Source organism: Roseovarius atlanticus, assembly GCF_019802205.1.
Taxonomy (GTDB): Bacteria; Pseudomonadota; Alphaproteobacteria; order Rhodobacterales; family Rhodobacteraceae; genus Roseovarius; species Roseovarius atlanticus_A.
This window is the reverse complement of sequence record NZ_JAHVHQ010000002.1, coordinates 173,051-191,559: the sequence shown is the minus strand read 5'-3', so window position 1 is coordinate 191,559 and position 18,509 is coordinate 173,051. Positions and strand designations below refer to the sequence as shown.

General features: G+C 63.7%; 20 protein-coding genes and 1 tRNA gene. 10 read left to right on the top strand and 11 right to left on the bottom strand.

Features of this window, described 5'->3' with window-relative positions:
* Positions 1-49: 49 nt before the first annotated feature.
* The 4 genes from KUV49_RS01040 (at position 50) to KUV49_RS01025 (ending at position 4,123) form a co-directional block, all read left to right on the top strand.
* Entirely contained in the window at positions 50-790 is a 741-nt protein-coding gene (locus tag KUV49_RS01040; RefSeq protein ID WP_222451216.1) for an SDR family oxidoreductase, read from the top strand.
* 158 nt (positions 791-948) lie between these two features.
* A complete protein-coding gene (gene gmd, locus KUV49_RS01035; protein ID WP_222451215.1) occupies positions 949-2,007 on the top strand; it encodes a GDP-mannose 4,6-dehydratase in 1,059 nt (352 codons plus the stop codon).
* Entirely contained in the window at positions 2,004-2,936 is a 933-nt protein-coding gene (locus tag KUV49_RS01030; RefSeq protein ID WP_222451214.1) for a GDP-L-fucose synthase family protein, read from the top strand. The genes gmd and KUV49_RS01030 overlap by 4 nt, the downstream gene beginning before the upstream one ends.
* Positions 2,933-4,123 (top strand): DegT/DnrJ/EryC1/StrS family aminotransferase, encoded by a 1,191-nt coding sequence (locus KUV49_RS01025; RefSeq protein ID WP_222451213.1) that lies wholly within the window; start codon positions 2,933-2,935, stop codon positions 4,121-4,123. Before KUV49_RS01030 ends, KUV49_RS01025 begins: the two co-directional genes overlap by 4 nt.
* 59 nt (positions 4,124-4,182) lie before the next feature.
* On the opposite strand, the gene KUV49_RS01020 is transcribed toward KUV49_RS01025, so the two are convergent.
* The 3 genes from KUV49_RS01020 to KUV49_RS01010 are packed head-to-tail and all read right to left on the bottom strand — an operon-like array spanning position 4,183 to position 6,710.
* Positions 4,183-5,142 carry an SIS domain-containing protein gene (locus tag KUV49_RS01020; protein ID WP_222451212.1) on the bottom strand — a complete coding sequence of 320 codons (960 nt, stop codon included), beginning with the start codon at positions 5,140-5,142 and terminating at the stop codon, positions 4,183-4,185.
* Between the two features lie 51 nt (positions 5,143-5,193).
* Positions 5,194-6,114: a rhodanese-related sulfurtransferase gene (locus KUV49_RS01015; RefSeq protein WP_222451211.1), complete on the bottom strand. Its 921-nt coding sequence runs from the start codon at positions 6,112-6,114 to the stop codon at positions 5,194-5,196.
* A 47-nt stretch (positions 6,115-6,161) separates the two neighbouring features.
* Complete coding sequence (locus KUV49_RS01010) at positions 6,162-6,710, bottom strand: NADPH-dependent FMN reductase (RefSeq protein ID WP_222451210.1); 549 nt, start codon at positions 6,708-6,710, stop codon at positions 6,162-6,164.
* A gap of 168 nt (positions 6,711-6,878) precedes the next feature.
* On the opposite strand from KUV49_RS01010, the gene pncA reads away from it, so the two are divergent.
* From pncA to KUV49_RS00995, 3 genes are read left to right on the top strand one after another with little or no spacing between them, the layout of a single operon-like run.
* Positions 6,879-7,475, top strand: a complete 597-nt coding sequence (pncA, locus tag KUV49_RS01005) for a bifunctional nicotinamidase/pyrazinamidase (protein WP_152496547.1) — start codon at positions 6,879-6,881, stop codon at positions 7,473-7,475.
* Entirely contained in the window at positions 7,468-8,058 is a 591-nt protein-coding gene (locus KUV49_RS01000) for a uracil-DNA glycosylase family protein (protein WP_222451209.1), read from the top strand. Before pncA ends, KUV49_RS01000 begins: the two co-directional genes overlap by 8 nt.
* On the top strand, positions 8,051-8,827 hold the full coding sequence (locus KUV49_RS00995; protein WP_222451208.1) for an SseB family protein: 777 nt from the start codon (positions 8,051-8,053) through the stop codon (positions 8,825-8,827). The genes KUV49_RS01000 and KUV49_RS00995 overlap by 8 nt, the downstream gene beginning before the upstream one ends.
* A gap of 95 nt (positions 8,828-8,922) precedes the next feature.
* On the opposite strand, the gene KUV49_RS00990 is transcribed toward KUV49_RS00995, so the two are convergent.
* The 8 genes from KUV49_RS00990 to KUV49_RS00955 all read right to left on the bottom strand — a co-directional run bounded on the left by KUV49_RS00990 (position 8,923) and on the right by KUV49_RS00955 (position 16,284).
* On the bottom strand, positions 8,923-9,858 hold the full coding sequence (locus KUV49_RS00990) for a 2-hydroxyacid dehydrogenase (protein ID WP_222451207.1): 936 nt from the start codon (positions 9,856-9,858) through the stop codon (positions 8,923-8,925).
* A 5-nt stretch (positions 9,859-9,863) separates the two neighbouring features.
* On the bottom strand, positions 9,864-11,003 hold the full coding sequence (gene rodA, locus KUV49_RS00985) for a rod shape-determining protein RodA (RefSeq protein WP_152494378.1): 1,140 nt from the start codon (positions 11,001-11,003) through the stop codon (positions 9,864-9,866).
* A gap of 10 nt (positions 11,004-11,013) precedes the next feature.
* On the bottom strand, positions 11,014-12,957 hold the full coding sequence (gene mrdA, locus KUV49_RS00980; protein WP_222451206.1) for a penicillin-binding protein 2: 1,944 nt from the start codon (positions 12,955-12,957) through the stop codon (positions 11,014-11,016).
* Positions 12,954-13,493 (bottom strand): rod shape-determining protein MreD, encoded by a 540-nt coding sequence (locus KUV49_RS00975; protein ID WP_222451205.1) that lies wholly within the window; start codon positions 13,491-13,493, stop codon positions 12,954-12,956. Before KUV49_RS00975 ends, mrdA begins: the two co-directional genes overlap by 4 nt.
* Positions 13,486-14,427: a rod shape-determining protein MreC gene (mreC, locus tag KUV49_RS00970; RefSeq protein WP_222451204.1), complete on the bottom strand. Its 942-nt coding sequence runs from the start codon at positions 14,425-14,427 to the stop codon at positions 13,486-13,488. Before mreC ends, KUV49_RS00975 begins: the two co-directional genes overlap by 8 nt.
* A gap of 27 nt (positions 14,428-14,454) precedes the next feature.
* Positions 14,455-14,856, bottom strand: coding sequence for a hypothetical protein (locus KUV49_RS00965; RefSeq protein ID WP_222451203.1), 402 nt, complete (start codon positions 14,854-14,856; stop codon positions 14,455-14,457).
* Between the two features lie 38 nt (positions 14,857-14,894).
* A complete protein-coding gene (locus tag KUV49_RS00960; protein ID WP_057792035.1) occupies positions 14,895-15,941 on the bottom strand; it encodes a rod shape-determining protein in 1,047 nt (348 codons plus the stop codon).
* Positions 15,942-16,209: 268 nt separating this feature from the next.
* Positions 16,210-16,284 (bottom strand) — tRNA-Thr (locus KUV49_RS00955).
* Positions 16,285-16,373: 89 nt separating this feature from the next.
* Here KUV49_RS00955 and KUV49_RS00950 point away from each other — a divergent pair.
* Genes KUV49_RS00950 through KUV49_RS00940 form a run of 3 tightly spaced genes read left to right on the top strand, consistent with a single transcriptional unit; the run spans position 16,374 to position 18,292 of the window.
* Positions 16,374-16,544, top strand: a complete 171-nt coding sequence (locus tag KUV49_RS00950; RefSeq protein ID WP_172978005.1) for a hypothetical protein — start codon at positions 16,374-16,376, stop codon at positions 16,542-16,544.
* A 6-nt stretch (positions 16,545-16,550) separates the two neighbouring features.
* A complete protein-coding gene (gene murA, locus KUV49_RS00945; RefSeq protein WP_222451202.1) occupies positions 16,551-17,819 on the top strand; it encodes a UDP-N-acetylglucosamine 1-carboxyvinyltransferase in 1,269 nt (422 codons plus the stop codon).
* On the top strand, positions 17,816-18,292 hold the full coding sequence (locus KUV49_RS00940) for a DUF2948 family protein (protein WP_222451201.1): 477 nt from the start codon (positions 17,816-17,818) through the stop codon (positions 18,290-18,292). Before murA ends, KUV49_RS00940 begins: the two co-directional genes overlap by 4 nt.
* The last annotated feature ends 217 nt before the right edge of the window (positions 18,293-18,509 follow it).

Here is an 18,509-nt window from a genome sequence, read left to right as displayed (position 1 = left end):
GAGCCAAAGCACGCTGCCATGTGAAGACAGGCGGCAAGGGAGGACCGAGATGCGATTGCAAGGAAAGACAGCGGTGGTGACCGGCGGGGCCAGCGGATTTGGCGCGGGGATCGTGCGCAAATTCGTGGCCGAAGGGGCCCGGGTGATGATCGCCGACCTCAACGGTCCCGGCGCCATGGCGCTGGCCGAGGAATTGGGCGCGGCGGCCTGCCCGGTGGACGTGTCGGATGCGGCCAGCATGAAGGCGCTGACGCTGGCCACCGAGATGACGTTCGGCCTGCCGGATATCGTTGTGAACAATGCCGGAATCACGCACCTGCCGCAGCCCGCCGAGGCGGTTCCGGAAGACGAATTCGACCGGGTCTTCGCGGTCAACTGCAAGTCGGTCTACCTTGCTGCGCAAGCTTTCGTGCCGGGGATGAAAGCACGCGGCTCGGGCGTATTTCTGAACGTCGCCTCGACGGCCGGCGTCAGCCCGCGGCCGAAACTGAACTGGTACAATGCCTCGAAGGGATGGATGATAACGGCGACGAAGGCGCTGGCGGTGGAACTGGCACCCGAAGGAATCCGGGTGAACGCGCTGAACCCGGTGGCCGGGGAGACGCCGCTCCTGAAATCGTTCATGGGCGAGGACACGCCCGAGATGCGGGAAAGGTTCCTGAGCACGATTCCGCTGGGTCGGTTTTCGACACCCGAGGACATGGGCAACGCCGCGGCCTTTCTGTGCAGCGACGAGGCGAGCATGATTACCGGAGTGTGCATGGAGGTCGATGGCGGGCGCTGCATCTGAGCGTTGGCATTTCCCGCGTGGAAAATGGGATAGAAAATGCGCATTTTCTATACCGGAATTTGCGCAAATTCCGAAAACACCCGGCGGCATAGGGCCTGTTCATTTTCCGCGCGAGGCATTACGGACATGCGAAAGACAGGATTGCGGGGGCAAGGCTCATGAAAAAAGCACTGATTACAGGCGTGACGGGACAGGACGGTGCCTATCTTTCGGAGCATCTTCTGGCAGAAGGCTACGAGGTGCATGGCATCAAGCGACGCACGTCGCTGTTCAATACCGACCGGATCGACCATCTGTTCGAGGGCGAGTCCGGCCGGACGGGCCAGTTCCAGCTGCATCACGGCGACATGACCGACAGTTCCTCGCTGACGCGCATCCTTCAGGCTGTGCGTCCGGACGAGGTATATAACCTCGCGGCGCAAAGCCACGTCGCGGTCAGCTTTGAAGAACCGGAATATACCGCCAATTCCGACGGGATGGGCGCGCTGCGCCTGCTGGAGGCGATCCGGTTCCTGGGGTTGGGCGACAAGACGCGGTACTACCAGGCGTCGACGTCGGAACTCTACGGCCTGGTGCAGGAAACCCCGCAGCGCGAAACCACACCGTTCTATCCGCGCAGCCCTTATGCCGTCGCCAAGCTATACGCCTACTGGATCACGGTGAATTACCGCGAGGCCTATGACATCTATGCCTGCAACGGCATCCTCTTCAACCACGAGAGCCCCATTCGCGGCGAGACCTTCGTGACGCGCAAGATCACGCGGGCGCTGGCGCGGATCAAGCTGTGTACGCAAGAGGAGCTGCGCCTCGGGAACATGGACGCACTGCGCGACTGGGGCCATGCGCGCGACTACGTCAAGATGATGCACCTGATGCTGCTTCAGGACAAACCCGAGGATTACGTCATTGCGACCGGCCAGCAGTACTCGGTGCGCGAATTCGTCAAGCGTGCGGCCGACGTGCTGGGCATGAACGTGACCTTCGAAGGCGAGGGTGTCGACGAGGTGGGCCGCGACGAGACCGGCCGCGTGATCGTGCGGGTCGATCCGGCCTATTTCCGCCCCGCCGAGGTGGAGACCTTGCTGGGGGACGCCAGCAAGGCGCGCCAACAGCTTGGCTGGACCCCGGAGACGCCGTTCGAGACACTGGTCGAGGAAATGGCGCTGTCGGATTTCGAGGAAGCGGCGGCGCAGAAGCGGGCGCAGGAACAGGGATGAAGGTACTGCTGACCGGCGGGCGCGGCATGGTTGGTCGCGCCATCCAGGACCATCCGGGCGCGGCGGCGCACCGGATTGTCGCGCCGACCAGTACCGAGCTGGACCTGACGGATCGGACGGCGGTGATGAAATTCGTGTCCGAAGCCGCGCCTGACATCGTCATCCACGCGGCGGGCCGCGTCGGCGGAATCCAGGCCAACATGGCCAACCCCGCGGCATTCCTGGCCGAGAACATGGACATGGGGTTCAACGTGGTGCTGGCCGCGCGCGAAACGGGTGTGCCAAGCCTTCTGAACCTCGGGTCGAGCTGCATGTATCCGCATGATGCCCCCAACCCGCTGCACGAGGAGAGCCTCGGCAAGGGGGAGTTGGAGCCGACGAACGAAGGCTACGGCCTGGCCAAGGTGGCCGTGGCGCGACTCTGTGCATTCATCAGCCGGGAACGCGATGACCTGGCCTACAAGACACTGATTCCCTGTAACCTTTATGGGTTGAACGACAAGTTTGATCCGGCGATCTCTCATCTCGTGCCGGCGATCATCCGCAAGGTTCACGAGGCGAAGGAAAGCAGCGCCGAGACTGTGGAAATCTGGGGCGATGGCACCGCGCGGCGCGAGTTCATGTTCTCCGGCGATCTGGCGGATGGCGTCTGGGCGGCGGTGGAAGGGTTTGATGCGCTGCCGGCGCGGATGAACATCGGGTTGGGCTACGACTACTCGATCAACGAGTATTACGCCGAGACCGCCCGCGTGATCGGCTGGGAGGGTGCATTCGTGCATGACCTGTCGCGCCCTACCGGCATGAAGCAAAAGCTCCTGGACGTAAGCGCGCAGAAGGATTTCGGCTGGGAGGCGCGGACCTCGTTGGCCGAGGGGATCGCGCAGACCTACGCGCATTTCCAGGACCTGTTGGAACGGGGAGCGGCATGAGCGAGGCCAAGGGGTTCCCGCTGGCAACGACGAGTTGGGACGAGAAGGAATACGCGGCCATCGACCGGGTGGTGAAATCCGGCATATTCTCGATGGGGCCGGAGGTGAAGGCCTTCGAGGAGCAGTTCGCGGCGGCCATGGGATCGGCCCATGCCGTGATGGTGAACTCGGGCTCTTCGGCGAACCTGCTGATGGTGGCGGCGCTGAGGTACCATTCGAAGATCGACCTTCCTGCCGGAGCGGAGGTGATCGTGCCCGCGGTCAGTTGGTCGACGACATACTACCCGCTGCACCAGTACGGTCTGCGGCTCAAGTTCGTGGATATCGACGCGGATACGCTCAACTACGACCTTGAGGCGCTGGAGGCGGCTATCGGTCCCGAGACCAGGGCGGTCATGGTGGTGAACCTCTTGGGCAACCCCAACGATTTCACCCGGATCGAGGCCGTTGTCGCCGGGCGTGACATCGTGGTGATGGAGGACAATTGCGAAAGCCTTGGTGCGACGTTCCAAGGGCGGCAGGCGGGCACCTTCGGCATCGCGGGCAGCTATTCGTCCTTCTTCTCGCACCACATAGCCACGATGGAAGGCGGGCTGGTGGTGACCGATGACGAGGAACTTTATCACATCATGCTGTCGGTCCGAAGCCACGGCTGGACCCGGAATTTGCCGAAATTCAACCACGTGACGGGCGAGAAAAGTGACGACCCGTTCGAGGAAAGTTTCAAGTTCGTGCTGCCGGGTTACAACCTGCGCCCGTTGGAGGTGAGCGGGGCGATCGGGCAGGAGCAGATCGCGAAACTGCCGATGATCGTCGGCGAACGGCGCAGGAATGCCGAGGCATTCCGTGGCCTGATGCAAGGCTATCCGCAGATCCGTATCCAGCAGGAAATCGGCCAATCGAGCTGGTTCGGCTTTTCGATGGTCGTGCAGCCCGATGCCGGGTTTTCACGCGCCGAGCTGATTGCGTCTCTGGTTCGGCAAGGTGTGGAATGTCGGCCCGTCGTGGCGGGGAATTTTGCCAAGAACGAGGTTGTCACGAAACATATGGATCACGTGATCCATGGCTCGTTGAAGAACGCGGACGACATCGATGCCAACGGGCTGTTCATTGGCAACCATCATTATCCTCTGAGCGATCAATGGGATCTTCTGCGCGCGGCGCTTGACGCCGTGGCGCGCTCCTGAGGGATCGTCCCGGATTATTCTGCGAATAATCTTGCCTGAGAAAATTCGTACGAATTTTCTCAGGCGACGCCGGCACGCAGGGCGTCGTGGATGTGGACGAGGCCGACAAGGCGGTTAGTGGAATCGGTCACCAGCAGCACGGTGCGCTTGTTGGCGTTCATGACCCCGAGCGCCTCGACCAGGAGCGTATCCGGCGCGATGACAAGAGGCGATTTCGTGGCGACTTCGCCTGCCGTGTGTGTCATCAGCCCGTCCATGTTGCGGCGCAGGTCCCCATCGGTCACGATGCCGACAAGCTGATCCCCCGAGACGACGGCGGCGACGCCAAAGCTCTTGCGGGTCATTTCCACCAGAGTTTCGCCCATGGAGGTGTCTTCGGTCACCAGGGGCAGTTCGTCGCCCGTGTGCATCACTGCCGAGACCTTCAATAGCTGTGCACCCAATGTGCCGCCGGGATGGAAGGCGAGGAAGTTCTCACGCTCGAAGCCACGCAGTTTCATCATTGCGACGGCCAGCGCGTCGCCCATCGCCATGGTGCAGGTGGTCGAGGTGGTGGGCGCCATGCCGATGCCGCAGGCCTCTGGCGCGTCGGGCAATGTCAGCACGTGATCGGCCTGTCGCGCCAACGCGCTGTCGGGTTTCTTGGTGAGCGCCACCAGCGGAATCGAGAAGCGCGCGCAATGGGCGATGATGTCCGCCAGTTCGCGGGTCTCCCCGGAATTGGAGATCAGGATCACGGCGTCCTGCGCGGTCACCATGCCAAGATCGCCGTGACTGGCCTCGCCCGGATGGACGTGCTGCGCTGGCGTGCCGGTGGAGGCGAAGGTGGCGGCAATCTTGGCCGCGACGTGGCCGGATTTGCCCATGCCCGAGACGATGACGCGGCCCGGCACCTTCAGAAGGCACTCGACCACGGCATCGAAGTCGTCGGGCAGCGTGTCACGCATCAGGTCGAGCGCATCGCGTTCGATGGTGAGCACGTCGCGCGCGATATCGGTGGGGGTCGGAGTGTCTGTCATGAAGGTCGCTTTTCTATTCTGCGCCGAGCCTGACCGAGCGGGCAGGGACGGTCAAGTTTCGTCCTCGTGGACGACCTTGATATGGGTCGTTCCACGGGCTTCGGCCAAGGCCATTTGTTTCTGGCGTTCGCGAAAGCGGTTCTTGTCGGCCTCGGTTGTTTCCTGCGTGCAGAGGTGGCAGGCGACACCTTGTTCGTATTCGGCGCGCTGCGTGTCTTCGGGCAGGATCGGCCGGCGGCAGGCATGGCAGAGCAAATGCGGGCCTTCCTTGAGGCCATGGCCCACCGACACGCGGCCGTCGAAGACAAAACACTCGCCGTTCCAGGAGCTGTCTTCAGGGGGAATCTCTTCAAGGTATTTCAGAATGCCGCCCTTGAGGTGGTAGACATCATCGACCCCCTGGCCCAACAGGTAGTTCGTGGACTTCTCGCAGCGGATGCCTCCGGTGCAGAACATCGCGATGCGCTTGTTGTGAAAACGGTGCTTGTTTTTCTCCCACCATGCGGGGAAGTCGCGGAAGCTGTCGGTCTTGGGGTCGATGGCGCCCTGGAACGTGCCGATGGCCACCTCGTAATCGTTGCGAGTGTCGATGACGGCGACGTCGGGCGATTGGATCAACTCGTTCCACTCCGCGGGGGCGACGTAATGCCCGACCCGTGCGACCGGATCCACATCGGGCTGGCCCATCGTGACGATCTCTTTCTTGAGGCGCACCTTGAGGCGACGGAACGGCTGGGACGCGGCTGTGCTTTCTTTCCACTCCAGATCGCCACAGCCGGGCAGGCCTTGGATGTGGGCAAGCACCGCGTCGATCCCGGCGCGCGGCCCCGCGATGGTGCCGTTGACGCCTTCCTGCGCCAGCAAGAGAGACCCGGAAATCTTCTCGGCCTCGCACAACGCGAGCAGTGGGCCCTGTATGGCGGCAGGGTCGTCGAACCGGGTGAAATGGTAGAGCGCGGCGATGGTATACATGCGCCGCGATCTACGCCCTTCGGTGACGTTCGGCAAGCTCTGCGCGGTCAGCCCTTGGCTGTCTCGGTCAGGCGCTTCAGCTGCTTGGTGATGAAGTCGCGCGTGTCTTCGTGAGCGAGTTTGCCGTCCTCGATCTTGCCCGCCGAGCCGCCGATGGCGATCTCGAACCCGGCCTGAACGTTCGCATTGATGACAGATAGAACCTGGCGCAGGTCGTAATGCGCGGTAAGGCCCGCCGTAGCCCCGGGCGACTGCGTGATGATCAGCGTGGGTTTGCCCGAGAAGGGCGCGTTGGGTTCCTTCGACATCCAGTCGATGGTGTTCTTCAGAACGCCCGAAGTGCCGCGGTTGTATTCCGGCGACACCACGATGATGGCGTCCGCGGCGGCCAGTTTCTCGGCCAGGTCGCGGACCGCCTGCGGAGAGGTGTCCCCATCCTTGATATCCTCGTTGTAAAGCGGGATATCGGCAATGTCGTGCCGGGTAACGGTCACGCCCTCGGGCACCAGCTCTTGCAGTGTCTCGGCTACTGAGGTGCTGTGGCTGCCTTGGCGAAGCGATCCGCTGATCGTTGCGAAATTCAGTGTCTTGGTCATGTCATGTCTCCTTTGATCGCATACATAATCGGTTGGCGAATTAAGGAAACAGCAACACTCGCAGGATTTCTCTGCATTTTCGCACAGACACCGGGGTGACATTGACCTGCGCGCGTGACTGCTTCAGGGTCCGCGCGAACTGCCGACAGTCACCAACAGGAGAGACTCATGCCCAAAGGCCTGATCGTGATCGACATGCAAAACGATTTCTGTCCCGGCGGGGCACTGGCCGTCGAGGGAGGAGACCGCATCGTGGCGGGGATCAACACGATCATGCAAGATGCATCCGCCGTTGTGCTGACCCAGGATTGGCACCCCGCGGGGCATTCGTCATTCGCCTCGAGCCACGAAGGCAAGGCGCCGTTCGACATGATCGGGATGCCCTACGGGCCACAGGTGCTTTGGCCGGACCATTGCGTTCAGGGCACGCGCGGGGCGGAATTTCACCCTGACCTTGCGACCGATCACGCTGACATGATCGTGCGCAAGGGCTTCAACCCGGCGGTCGACAGTTACTCGGCGTTCTACGAGAATGACCATGAGACGCCCACCGGACTGCATGGCTACCTGCGCAGCCGGGGGATCACCGAGCTTGTGATGGTGGGTCTGGCGACGGATTTTTGCGTGAACTACTCGGCCGTGGATGCCGCAAGGTTGGGCTATCCGGTGACGGTGCTGCGTGATCTCTGCCGGGGAATCGACCTCGACGGCTCCTTCGAGCTGGCGCTGAAGGACATGCGCGACGCGGGGGTCACGCTTGCCTGATGATCTGCCGGAGGAAATCCGGGCCTGCCGCATCTGCGCCGAGCGCTTTGCCGCGACACATACCGCGCACGAGCCCCGCCCGGTGGTCTGGTTCCGGCCCGGTGCGCGCATCCTGATCGCGGGACAGGCGCCGGGGCTAAGGGTGCACAAGTCCGGCAGGCCCTTCGACGACCCGTCTGGTGACAGGTTGCGCGACTGGTTGGGCATGTCGTCGGAGGAATTCTATGACAAGAATCGCGTTGCGATTATCCCGATGGCGTTCTGTTTCCCGGGATATGATGCCAAGGGGTCGGACCTGCCACCGCCCGCGATCTGCGGTCGGACATGGCATGACCGGGTCATGGCGGCACTGGGCGCCGTGCGGCTTCGGGTGATCGTGGGCGGCTATTCGCATCGCTATCATCTGGGTGCGAAAGGATCTGTGACAGAAACGGTGCGTAACTGGCGGGATCATGCGCCCGGGGTTTTCCCCTTGCCGCACCCGTCGTGGCGCAATACCGGCTGGCTGAAGAAACACCCGTGGTTCGAGGCGGATGTGCTGCCGGCCCTGCGGACTGAAGTGAGGCGTGCACTGGATGACTGAGGCGACACATTTGGACCGGGCCCATGCGGCGATGGAGGCCGGCGACGAGGCCGCCCGCCTGCGCTATTACCAGACGCTGGCCGCGGCAGAGCTGTTCCTGCTGCTGGAGGCGGAGGCGCAGGAGGACGATGTCGTGCCGCAGGCCTTCGAGGTGGAAGGGCAGACCTTCGTGCTGGCCTTCGATACCGAGGAGCGCCTGTCCGGGTTTGCCGGGGACGCGGCGCATTACGTCGCCCTTTCCGGCCGCGCCGTGGCCGAGATGCTGGCCGAGGCTGGGCTGGGGCTGGGCCTGAACCTGGAGGCAGGTCCGCAGGCGGCCCTGTTGCCGAATGCGGCGATGGTCTGGTTGGCCGAGACACTGGCCGAGGGGCCGGAAGAGGTGGAAGCGCAACCGCAGTCGTTTCATCCCCCGAAGGGCCTGCCCGAAGAACTGGTCACGGCGCTGGATGCGCGACTGGCCGCGGCGGGTGGGCTGGCCGAGCTGGCTTATCTGGTTGGCGTGACCTACGAGAACGGCACCACGGGGCATTTGCTGGGCGTCGTGGATGCGGTGCCGGGGGCCGATACCGCCATCGCGCGCGCCGTGTCGGACGTTCTGGCGCTGTCCGGGCTCGAGGCGGCGCTTCTGGACGTGGGGTTCTTTCGCAGCACCGACCCGGCGGCGGCGCGTATGGCCTTGGTCGGCTTGCGTTTTGATCTGCCAAAGCCCGAAGAGACCGTCCGTCCGGCGCCGGGGACCGACCCGGGAAAACCGCCGAAGCTGAAATAAGCGGGGGCGTCTTCTTTCAAAGAAAACGGCACGGAATTTTCACAAAATTCCGAGACGCTTCTTGCCCCCGTCTCGTGACAGCGAGGGGCCGGTTCTCAATAACCGAGGTCGCGGTCGACAAGGTGCAAGAGCGGCTCGCCCGCTTCGCCGCGGCGGATATTCTCGGCAATCACCTCTGCGGCGGTGTCAGCGCGGGTTTCAGACGCGATATGAGGCGTAACCGTGACGCGGGGATGGGCCCAGTAGGGGTGCTCGGGCGGCAACGGCTCGGTGCGAAAGACGTCCAGCGTGGCATGGGCGATATGCCCGGAGTCGAGAGCCGCGATCAGCGCATCGTCGTCGACCAAAGGCCCGCGGCCGGGGTTGATGAGAAATCCGCCGGTTGGCATCCTGGACAAAGCGGCGGCGTCGATGAGGTTCTCGGTTTGCGGGGTATAGGGCACCAGCAGCACGACGATCTGTGCGGTCTCCAGCGCCCGAGCGAAGCCGTCGTCCCCTGAGAGGCAAGTGATCCCCGGGATGTCCTTCTGGCTGCGTGACCAGCCGGTGACCGGAAAGCCCAGATGCGCGAGCGTTTCCGCGCATGCGCGCCCCAGCGCCCCGAGGCCGAGGATGGTGACGGGGCGGTCCTTGGCGAGGGGCGGCATCTCGTTACGCCAGGTGCCATCCTGCCCGAGTATGTGTTCGTCCATGCCAAGGTGATGCCTCAGCGTATGTCCGGTGACCCATTCGACCATGCCCCGTTCCAGCCCGTCGTCGACCATACGGGTCAGCGGCTGCGTCAGTGTCTTGTTGCCGGTGATTTCTTCGACCCCGGCCCACAGATTGAAGACACCCTTGGTACGCGTGTAGGGCGTGAAGTCCCGCAGCGTGGAATTCGGCGCGTAAACGATGTAGTCCACCTGCTCCGGCGGGATTTCCATCGACAGATTATAGTCCTTGAGACCCGCCGCTTCGAATGCCGTGCGCAGGGGTGTTTCGTATTCCGCCCAGCGTTCGGGCCGGGCGGCGAAGAGAATGTTGAGAGACATGAAACCTACCGGGGTCTGTGGATGTGGGCACTCTGCACCAGGCCGAAGCCCAGCATCAGGATGAGCATGGCCGAGCCGCCGTAGCTGACAAGGGGAAGCGGTACGCCGACCACAGGAGCCAGTCCCATGACCATCGACATGTTGACCGCGAAGAACAGAAAGAACGTCACCGCGACGCCAAGCGTCAGCAGTGACGAGAACCGATCGCGGTTGGCCAGTGCGGACGCGACGCAGAAGACGATGATCAGCGCATAAAGCGCGAGCAAGGACACCGCGCCGACAAAGCCGAATTCTTCGGCCAGCGTTGTGAAGATGAAGTCGGTATGCTTTTCGGGCAGGAAGTTCAGGCGCGATTGCGTGCCTTGCATGAACCCGCGCCCCGTCCAGCCGCCGGACCCGAGCGCGATCTTGGACTGGGTGATGTGATAGCCTGCGCCCAGTGGATCCGAGGCCGGGTCGAGGAACGTGTCGATACGGCGGTACTGGTAGTCGGCCAGCAATTGCCAGTCGGTGCCGCGGCTGTTGAAGACTGCCGTCACAAGCCCGCCGATCGCGGTGAGGACAACCGCGAAATAGGCCCAGTGTACTCCCGCGAGAAACATGATCAGCCCCCCGCCGGTGATGAGCAGGATCGAGGTGCCAAGGTCGGGCTGACGCAACACCAGCGCCACGGGTATGAGGATCAGGATGACCGGCAGCAACACCCAGAGCGGGCGCGAGGTCTTTTTTATCGGCAACCAGTCGTAATATGCGGCCAGCAGCATCACCAGCGTGACCTTCATCAGTTCCGATGGCTGCAGGCGCATGAATCCAAGGTCGATCCAGCGTTGTGCGCCCTTGCCCTCGACGCCCACAAGCTCCACTCCGACGAGCAGGAGAACCGAGATCGCGTAGGCCAGCACGGACATGTTGCGCCAGAACCAGATCGGCACCATCGCCACGACGAACATTACCGCGAAGCCGAGCGCATAGCGTTTCGCCTGCGGCTCGGCCCAGGGATTGAACGATCCGCCGGCCACCGAATAGAGCATCAGGATGCCGATTGCGGCAACGGCCGTCAGCAAGAGCGCCAGCGGCCAGTTGAGGTAAAGCACCTTTCGGACACCGGAGGGCGTGTGCTTGACGGTATATTCGAGATAGCTCACGGCGCAGCCCTCATGCCCGGTCGTTGTCTTCGCCGCCATGGCGATCGAGTCGCGAACGCAGTTGTTCCTGCTGCGTCTGGATACGGCCGCGATCCTTCGAGGGATAAGCCTCGAGCGGGGGGTCTTCGCCATAGAGCGCCTGGAGCGTGATGTCGCGCGCGATCGGTGCCGCGACCGAGGAGCCGCCGCCGCCATGTTCCACTATCACGGCGACCGCCACCCTGGGCGCTTCGTAAGGCGCGAAGTTGACGTAGAGCGCGTGGTCGCGGCGCTCCCACGGCAAGTCTTCGTTGCGAAAGACGCCGCGGGCGCGTTCTGCCGCGGTGATGTTGCGGACCTGGCTGGTGCCGGTCTTGCCGGCCATGCGGAAGGCGTCTTCGATGATGCGGCTGCCATAGGCTGTGCCGCGCCGGTTGTTGGACACGGCATACATCGCGCGGCGCACCTCGCGCAGGGTGTTCTCGTTCAACCCAAGGGACTCGCTGGGCTTGGGCGGTTCCTCGACACCATCGACCGAACGCACGAGGCGCGGCGAAACAGACCGTCCCGTGGCGAGGCGCGCGGTCATGACGGCCAGTTGCAAAGGAGAGCTGAGCACATACCCCTGGCCAATGGCGGCGTTGGCGGTGTCGCCGATCCGCCAGTCCTCGCCTCGTGTCGTGGCCTTCCACAGCTTGTTCGGGATCAGGCCCTCCGCCACGGACGTCATCGGCAGGTCATGTTCCACGCCAAGGCCCAGCTTGCGCGCCATCTCGGCCATCTTGTCGATGCCGACACGCAGGGCGAGGTCGTAGTAGTAGACGTCGCAGCTTTCGCGCAGCGAGCGGTGCAGGTCGACATTGCCGTGTCCGGCGCGCTTCCAGCAGTGGAAGCGACGGTTCGAGACCTTGAGGAAGCCGGGGCAATAGACCGTCTCGTTCGGATCGACCTGCCCATCCTCGAGCGCGGCCAGCGCCGTGATCATCTTGAAGGTCGAGCCGGGTGGATAGACGCCCTGTACGGTCTTGTTGGGCAGCGGTCGGTACTTGTTTTCCAGCAGCGAGGAATAATCCGCCTGCGAGATGCCGCGCACGAAAAGGTTGGGATCGTAGCCGGGGGTCGACGCGCAGGCCAGCAAGTCGCCGGTTTCGCAATCCATCACGACGGCGGCTGCACTTTCGCCCTCCAGACGGGCGGTCACGTAGGATTGAAGCGCGTTGTCGAGCGTCAACTGGATGTCCGCGCCGGCCTCGCCCTCGACCCGATCAAGCTCGCGCATGACGCGGCCGGCGGCGTTGACCTCGACACGCTTGGTGCCGGCCTTGCCGCGCAGAGAATCCTCGCGTCGGCGTTCCAGGCCGATCTTGCCGATCTGGAAACGTGGAATCAGAAGCAGCGCGTCGGGCGCGTCGATGCGTTCCAGGTCCCGGTCGCTGACCGGCCCCACATAGCCCACGACATGCGAGTAATCCGCGCCCATCGGGTAATGCCGCGACAGGCCCACCTCGGGGGTGACGCCGGGCAGGGCCGGTGCGTTCACCGCGACCCGGCTGATATCCTCCCAGCTGACGCGGTCGGCCACGGTCACCGGCGTGTCACCGCGCAGCTTCGCCAGGTCCTCGCGCGCCTTCTCCAGCTCCTCGGGATTCAGCCGCAGCAGTTTGGAAAGCCTGGCGATCACGTCTTCGACATCGCCGGCCTGCTCTCGGATGAGGTTGATCCGGTAGGAGGGAATATTCTCGGCGATGACCCTGCCGCTGCGATCAAAGATACGGCCGCGCGATGGGGGGATCAGGTGGATGTTGATCCTGTTCTCATCGGCCAGGAGGCGGAACTGGTCGGCCTGATCGACCTGAAGGTAGCGCATCCGCAAACCCAGCAAGCCCACGACACCGGCCATGCCGCCACCCAGCACGAGGCCGCGGCGGGTGATCTTCTTCTGGCTTTCGGTGTTGTCGCGGGTGGGGCGTTTCATGTCCGGCCTCCGAGTGCATCGATATCGCCGGGTGCCAGTTTACGCACTCCGAACACCGATTGCGAGACCAGCACGACCAGAGGATAACAAATCATCGTCATGACCAGTTGGATGAAGCTGAGGCCAAGCGGCGCCTGGTCGACTAGCAGAACCGCAAGGATGGTGCGGTAGGCCAGCGTCATGATCACCAGCGTCGTGGCGACCGAAACCCATTCCACCGCAAAGGTCAGATCGCGCAGACCGATATGGCGCGCGCGCAGGGCTTCGGCGGCAATCAGCACCAGCGCGGCCCAAAGGCCGGGAGGGCGATGGAACATGAGGTCCCCCAGAAGGATCACGCCGGCCACCAGCAACGGCGGCACATATTCCGGACGCCGCAATATCCACGCGAAGGTCAGCGCGACGATCAGGTCGGGGCCGGCCCAGCCGCGCGGCAGCGTCTGCATGGGCAAAAGGCTGAAGAACATGATGAAGAGCCCCAGCCCGAGGTACAGCAGGCGCATCGCCCATAGTTGCAGCGCGGCATTGTCACCCATCGATCGCCTCGCTGGTCTGCGCTTCGGCAGGCAGTTGCGGCTTGGGATCGGGATCGGCGCCCTGCACGATCGGAACGGACGGCTGGATCAGGCTGCCGGGGTCCAGAACGCGCTCGTGCCCGTAGTTGCGCAGCACGCGCAGGAATTCGAGCCGCTCGTAATCGGCCGCCAAACGGACCCGCACTCGCCCGCCTGGATCTTCGGCCACCTGGCCAACCAGCAAACCTGCCGGAAACACCTCGCCGTCGCCCGACGTCAGCACCCGGTCGCCGGGGCGCACCTTGTCGGCGTCCTCGATGAAGTCGATGGGCGGCGAGGCGGTGTTGTCGCCGATCAAGAGCGCCTGCTGGCCGGAGGGCTGGATCGTCACCGGGATGCGGCTGGACGTATCGGTCAGCAGGATCACCCTCGCGGTGTTGTCGCCAACGCCGGAAATGCGTCCCACCAGGCCCAGCCCGTCCATCGCGGCCCAGCCGTCGACGATGCCGTCGCGACCACCCACGTTGATCAGCACCGACTGCCGGAACGGCGAGCCGCTGTCAGCGAGCACCACGCCGGTGACAAATGTCAGGCGCGGGTCAAGCTGAACATTGTTGAGGTCAAGCAGGCGGGCGTTCTCTTGCTCCAGTTGCAGTGCGGCCTCTTTCCAGGCCTTCATCTGCTGCAACTCGCGGCGCAATTCCTGGTTCTGCTGGTAGATGCGCTGGTAGCTCTGGAAATCGCGCAGGATGTTGACGGCTCCGGTGACCGGCGCCATCGCCCAGTCGAAGCTGGGTACGACCCGGTCGATCACCTGCGCGCGGAAGCGTTCGACACGGGGGCTGTCGATGCGCCACAACAGGAACAGGCCTATCAGGCACAACACCAGAAGCCCCAGAAGCAGGCGCTTCAGGGGGGCAGTGTAATCGCTGCCTTGATTGCGGTCCTTGGCCAAACTTGTCCCTTCGCTTTCAGGATCGGCTTACTCTAGCACAGTGCAGGTGATGTCTTCGAATCCGTTCACGTAGTTGACGACCCGTGTACCGTCTCGCAGGGTCCCATACACCACGACCGAGCGGCGATGCGTCGTTATGCCGTCGATCGTGACCCCGAAAATCGTCATCTCTGCGGGCCCCGAGATCGGATCCTCGTAGAAAATGGACAGCTTGAAATTTTCATCATGCGGGCGCAGACCGACGACCTTTCCCGGAACGGTTTCGCCATAGGTTGTCGTGATCTCGGCGCTCGCATCGGCCCATTTGATCAGGGTCCGCAGGATCACGCCGCTGGCGTTTTCCCTGTGAACGCACTCGCCCGTGCGCGGCAGGGCGGCCCCCGCGTGCCCGGCAGAGGCCAGTAACGTCAGCACAAGGGATAGGATCATGAAACGCGGCACCATCCATCCTTTTGCAGAAGAGCGGCCTAGCTGTCGTAGTCGATTGCGTGGCGCAGTTGCTTTTCGAATTCCAGCGCCTTGCCGGTGCCGAGCGCCACGCAGTTGAGGCTGTCATCGGCGATGGAGACGGCCAGCCCGGTCTGTTCGCGCAAGGCCAGGTCCAGGTCGCCCAGCAGCGCGCCGCCGCCGGTCAGCATGACGCCGCGGTCGACGATGTCGGCGGCAAGGTCGGGCGGCGTGGCCTCAAGCGCGGTCATCACCGCCTCGCAGATTTGCTGCACGGGTTCCGCCAACGCCTCGGCCACCTGGGCCTGGCTGATCTCGGTTTCCTTGGGCACCCCGTTCAGTAGGTCGCGTCCCCGGATCTGCATCGAGCTGCCGCGCCCGTCATCGGGCATACGCGCGGTTCCGATCGAGGTCTTGATGCGCTCAGCGGTGGATTCGCCCACCAGCAGGTTCTGCTGGCGGCGCAGATAGTTGATGATCGCCTCGTCCATTCGGTCGCCCCCGACGCGGATCGAGCGGGCGTAGACGATGTCACCCAGCGAAAGGACGGCAACCTCGGTGGTGCCGCCGCCGATATCCACGACCATGTTGCCGGTGGGATCGGTGATCGGCATGCCCGCGCCGATGGCCGCCGCGATGGGCTCGGCCACCAGGCCCGCGCGGCGCGCGCCGGCGCTCAACACGGATTGACGGATTGCGCGTTTCTCCACCGGCGTGGCGCCGTGTGGGACACAGACGATGATCTTCGGCTTCGAGAAGGTCGAGCGTTTGTGCACCTTGCGGATGAAATGCTTGATCATCGCCTCGGCGGTATCGAAATCGGCGATGACGCCTTCGCGCATGGGGCGGATCGCTTCGATGCTGCCGGGGGTCCGGCCCAGCATCAGCTTGGCGTCCTCGCCCACGGCCAGCACCTTCTTGACGCCGTCCTTGACGTGATAGGCCACCACGGATGGCTCCGACAGGATGACGCCCCGCCCCTTGACGTAGACCAGCGTGTTGGCTGTGCCGAGGTCGATCGCCATGTCGGCCGTGAACAGGCCGGGAATTTTGTCGAAGATGGACATGAGGTCGTGCGTCCCGTGGTTTGAATAGTGATTTGGCCCCCGACTCGACCGCCGGAAACCGTGCGCTCTTATAGAGTGGGCGATTGCCGGGTGAAAGGGTGGTTTCGGGACTGCTAAGCGTCAAATTGCCGGGGGTCTTCGCCGTGGGCTGTGCATGTGCGGTCACGGATCTGTCAAAATCCGAGATGAACGGACGACGTGTGCGTCCTTGAGCGCGTTGTTCGGGTGATGCATGAGTGGAAAAGAGCCGATCACCTTTCGGTGATCATGGTGCTGCTGGGGAGGATTGAACTCCCGACCTCACCCTTACCAAGGGTGCGCTCTACCACTGAGCTACAGCAGCGCCGGTTCGTGGCGGGGTGATTAGACCGTTCCGGGCATTCGTGCAAGCGTAATCTGGACGCTTTTTGGCGACTGCTGTAGACAGGCGGCATGAGCACGAACCCCCCGCCCAAATCAGGCGCCAAACCCAAGCCAAGCCGCGAAGATCGGCTGAAGGCGGCGCTGAAGGCGAACCTGGCCCGTCGCAAGGCCCAGGCGCGCGGAAAGGCATCGGGACAGGAGGGGTCGGAGGCAGGCCAGAACAAGAACAAGGGCGGATAAGACGACATGGATTCGATACTCGTGACGGGCAATGGCCCGCTGCAGGGGCAAATCCCCATTGCCGGGGCCAAGAACGCCTGCCTTACGCTGATGCCGGCAACCTTGCTGAGCGAGGAACCCCTGACGCTGACCAACGCGCCGCGCCTGTCGGACATCAAGACGATGACCGCGTTGTTGCAGTCGCTCGGGGCGGAGGTGACCACGTTGCAGGACGGGCAGGTGCTGGCGATGTCGAGCCACCGCCTCGACAATCACGTGGCCGACTACGACATCGTGCGCAAGATGCGTGCCTCGATCCTGGTGCTCGGGCCGATGCTGGCCCGCGACGGACACGCGGTGGTCTCTCTTCCCGGGGGCTGCGCCATCGGTGCTCGGCCTGTCGACCTGCATCTCAAGGCGCTGGAGGCGATGGGCGCAGAGCTGGAACTGAAGGAAGGTTATGTTCACGCCAAGGCGCCCGGCGGGCTGAAAGGCGGCGTCGTGGACTTTCCTCTGGTGTCGGTGGGCGCTACCGAGAACGCGCTGATGGCCGCGACGCTGGCCAAGGGCACGACGGTGCTGCGCGGCGCGGCGCGCGAGCCCGAAATCGTGGATCTGGCGCATTGCCTGCGCAAGATGGGCGCCGAGATCGAGGGCGAAGGCACCAGCGAAATCACGATCCAGGGCGTCGATCGCCTGCACGGCGCGACGCACCCGGTCGTCACGGACCGGATCGAGCTGGGCACCTTCATGCTTGCCCCCGCCATCTGCGGCGGCGAGGTTGAGTGCCTGGGCGGTCGCATCGACCTTCTCGAGGCATTCTGCGAAAAGCTGGATGCCGCTGGGATCTCGGTGGAAGAAACCGACGCGGGCCTGAAGGTCACGCGCAAGAACGGCAGGGTCCGCGCGGTCGACGTGATCACAGAGCCGTTCCCCGGCTTTCCAACCGATCTGCAAGCCCAGATGATGGCGCTTATGTGCACGGCCGAGGGGACCAGCATCCTGGAAGAGAGAATTTTCGAGAACCGCTTCATGCACGCGCCCGAGCTGATGCGGATGGGCGCCCGGATCGACGTGCATGGCGGCACCGCGACCGTGACGGGTGTCGAACGCCTGAAGGGGGCGCCGGTCATGGCGACCGACCTTCGCGCGAGTGTTTCACTTATCCTGGCCGGGCTGGCCGCCGAAGGCGAAACCCTGGTCAATCGCGTCTATCACCTTGACCGCGGCTACGAGCGAGTCGAGGAGAAACTGGGCAACGTGGGCGCTCGGATCGAACGGGTTCAAGGCGAATGACGGAAGATGCCAAGTTCGAGGACGGGCGAGAGGCGCCCCTGAACCTTGGGGCGTTCGACGCCGAGGACCTGGAAGTGCTGTCCAGCCTCGTGCAGGATGCGGTTTTCACGATCACCGATATGGCCTGGCGTCCGCAGGAACGACGTCTTGCGTTCTTGGTCAACCGCTTCCGCTGGGAAGACGAGGGGCGCCAACGGCACGGGGCCGAACGCGTGCGCTCGGTGCTGGTGATAGACAATGTTCTGGGGGTCGCAAGCCAGGGGATCGACCGTGGCGACACGGGCACGATCCTGTCAGTCCTGAGTATCGGTTTCGAGCCTGATGCTGCGGATGATGTGTCTGGACACATCACCCTGACGCTGGCGGGCGACGGCGCGGTCAGGGCAAGGATCGAAGCGCTGGAAGTGAATTTGCGGGATGTGACCCGACCCTATCGCGCGCCGTCGGGCAAAGCGCCCGATCACGGCGCTTGAGCCTGCGCGGGCACGCGGCCGAGCGGATGGAATGAACATCGCGCGTTTCGTCATGGTCGCCGTGCCGCTTGGGGTCGTCCTGATCTATATCTCAGTCTTGCCGGACGGGGGCCGCTGTTGGAGATCCAGCGGGCTCAACTGGCGTTGCTGAAGGATCTTTCCGGCTCGCCCGAGCTGTGCGGCCGGGTCGCAGAAGGGGGGGCTGGCCCAACTCGAT

Excerpts from the sequence above, each read along its gene's own strand:
- KUV49_RS01040 (WP_222451216.1), top strand. The coding sequence starts at position 50 with ATGCGATTGCAAGGAAAGACAGCGGTGGTGACCGGCGGGGCCAGCGGA.
- gmd (WP_222451215.1), top strand. The coding sequence starts at position 949 with ATGAAAAAAGCACTGATTACAGGCGTGACGGGACAGGACGGTGCCTAT.
- KUV49_RS01030 (WP_222451214.1), top strand. The coding sequence starts at position 2,004 with ATGAAGGTACTGCTGACCGGCGGGCGCGGCATGGTTGGTCGCGCCATC.
- KUV49_RS01025 (WP_222451213.1), top strand. The coding sequence starts at position 2,933 with ATGAGCGAGGCCAAGGGGTTCCCGCTGGCAACGACGAGTTGGGACGAG.
- KUV49_RS01020 (WP_222451212.1), bottom strand. The coding sequence starts at position 5,142 with ATGACAGACACTCCGACCCCCACCGATATCGCGCGCGACGTGCTCACC.
- KUV49_RS01015 (WP_222451211.1), bottom strand. The coding sequence starts at position 6,114 with ATGTATACCATCGCCGCGCTCTACCATTTCACCCGGTTCGACGACCCT.
- KUV49_RS01010 (WP_222451210.1), bottom strand. The coding sequence starts at position 6,710 with ATGACCAAGACACTGAATTTCGCAACGATCAGCGGATCGCTTCGCCAA.
- pncA (WP_152496547.1), top strand. The coding sequence starts at position 6,879 with ATGCCCAAAGGCCTGATCGTGATCGACATGCAAAACGATTTCTGTCCC.
- KUV49_RS00995 (WP_222451208.1), top strand. The coding sequence starts at position 8,051 with ATGACTGAGGCGACACATTTGGACCGGGCCCATGCGGCGATGGAGGCC.
- KUV49_RS00990 (WP_222451207.1), bottom strand. The coding sequence starts at position 9,858 with ATGTCTCTCAACATTCTCTTCGCCGCCCGGCCCGAACGCTGGGCGGAA.
- mrdA (WP_222451206.1), bottom strand. The coding sequence starts at position 12,957 with ATGAAACGCCCCACCCGCGACAACACCGAAAGCCAGAAGAAGATCACC.
- KUV49_RS00975 (WP_222451205.1), bottom strand. The coding sequence starts at position 13,493 with ATGGGTGACAATGCCGCGCTGCAACTATGGGCGATGCGCCTGCTGTAC.
- KUV49_RS00965 (WP_222451203.1), bottom strand. The coding sequence starts at position 14,856 with ATGATCCTATCCCTTGTGCTGACGTTACTGGCCTCTGCCGGGCACGCG.
- KUV49_RS00960 (WP_057792035.1), bottom strand. The coding sequence starts at position 15,941 with ATGTCCATCTTCGACAAAATTCCCGGCCTGTTCACGGCCGACATGGCG.
- KUV49_RS00950 (WP_172978005.1), top strand. The coding sequence starts at position 16,374 with ATGAGCACGAACCCCCCGCCCAAATCAGGCGCCAAACCCAAGCCAAGC.
- murA (WP_222451202.1), top strand. The coding sequence starts at position 16,551 with ATGGATTCGATACTCGTGACGGGCAATGGCCCGCTGCAGGGGCAAATC.
- KUV49_RS00940 (WP_222451201.1), top strand. The coding sequence starts at position 17,816 with ATGACGGAAGATGCCAAGTTCGAGGACGGGCGAGAGGCGCCCCTGAAC.